This window comes from Blautia intestinihominis (assembly GCF_040096655.1).
GTDB lineage: Bacteria > Bacillota > Clostridia > Lachnospirales > Lachnospiraceae > Blautia_A > Blautia_A intestinihominis.
The window spans coordinates 1-1,219 of sequence record NZ_JBBMEI010000181.1 but is presented as its reverse complement, the minus strand read 5'-3'; the positions used below and the strand labels follow the sequence as shown (position 1 = coordinate 1,219).

2 protein-coding genes are annotated in these 1,219 nt (G+C 41.3%); both read right to left on the bottom strand.

All coding sequences use genetic code 11. The annotated features are described in order from the left end of the window. Positions 1–81: 81 nt before the first annotated feature. Positions 82–642 carry an MT-A70 family methyltransferase gene (locus WMO75_RS19560; protein ID WP_118576006.1) on the bottom strand — a complete coding sequence of 187 codons (561 nt, stop codon included), beginning with the start codon at positions 640–642 and terminating at the stop codon, positions 82–84. Positions 643–646: 4 nt separating this feature from the next. Further along, positions 647–1,219 (bottom strand): CD1107 family mobile element protein (locus tag WMO75_RS19555; protein WP_349078852.1); only part of this gene is annotated, 573 nt, incomplete at its 5' end.

Below are 1,219 nucleotides of genomic sequence, written 5' to 3'. Positions count from 1 at the left end.
AGCCATCTTTTCTTGTTCTGGCTCCAAGCACGGAAGCCAGTGCCATCGCAACCGATGGCTTTTCTGCAATCACTAATGCTTTCATTCTATTTCTTCCTCACTTTTCATTTCTATATCTGACTGTATTTCATTTCCCCAGACATCCCACCCAGGTGTTGTCTGTCGTGCAAATAATTCTATTCTCGGTACATCACCAATAAGCTCAACAATTCTATCTCTTGCCACATCTGGTTTTTTACTGTGTCTTTCAATGTGTGATAAAATAATCTGTCGAACATATGCTGATTTCCTATGAACAGACCCTTTCGTTGCAAGCAAACAAATTTCAGCATTGCTCCTTGTCCAGTGTCCCAGACCAAGAAACAAAGTATCTGCCTTTTTATTCTTCTTTACCCACACGAACGCTACTGTCTTGTATTGAAATCCCCATGCTTGAATCACACTTAATCCTTCTCTCAGCTGTGGAAAAGTGACCCAGAGAAATAAAACACAATCTTTATCCGCTAATTTTCCAACTGGAAGATCACAGATTTCCTGCAAACTCATGGTCGGGTAATGGTCTGCGGCAATTCCCTGCCCCGCCTTCCTGTTATACTGCCAAGGCGGATCAGCGTATATAATCTGATATTTCTTATTCCGCACTCAATCATCGCCCTTCCTCCTCTTCTTCATCTTCCAGCACATTATCGTCAAAATCTTCATCTCTCAGGATTTCCGGTTCTGTACTTTCTTCCTGCTCATCTGCATCGTCTACTTCCCGCTTTTCAGACTCTGAATCTTCGGATTCATCTTCATCCTCTTCCATCTCATCCTCGTCATCATATTCATGCTTTGGTTTATAGACTTTGAAGTAATATCCTCCTGCCGCAGCTCCGACTGCAACCAGTGCAATCAAAAGATACGTTCCAAATGGACTTTTATCTTCAGGCATCTGAATATCATCCTCTACCTTATCTTTCTCATCTGACTCTGTCGTTTCCGGCTTTTCTTCCTCTGCTTTTTTCTCTGGTTCTGCATAAACCGTATCTACTTCCGGAAGTATCACCGAATCAGAAAGTGTAAAGTTCATCAGATCTTTTTCACTAACTTCGGTAAGGAAATACACATTATCCTGAGATTTTGAATTGTCGATGATCAGATAGAAAATCTTACCACTCTTAGTTGAAATGGTATAAAACTCTTTTGTGCCTTCCGTAGCTGTTTTGGTAACAGAATCTGC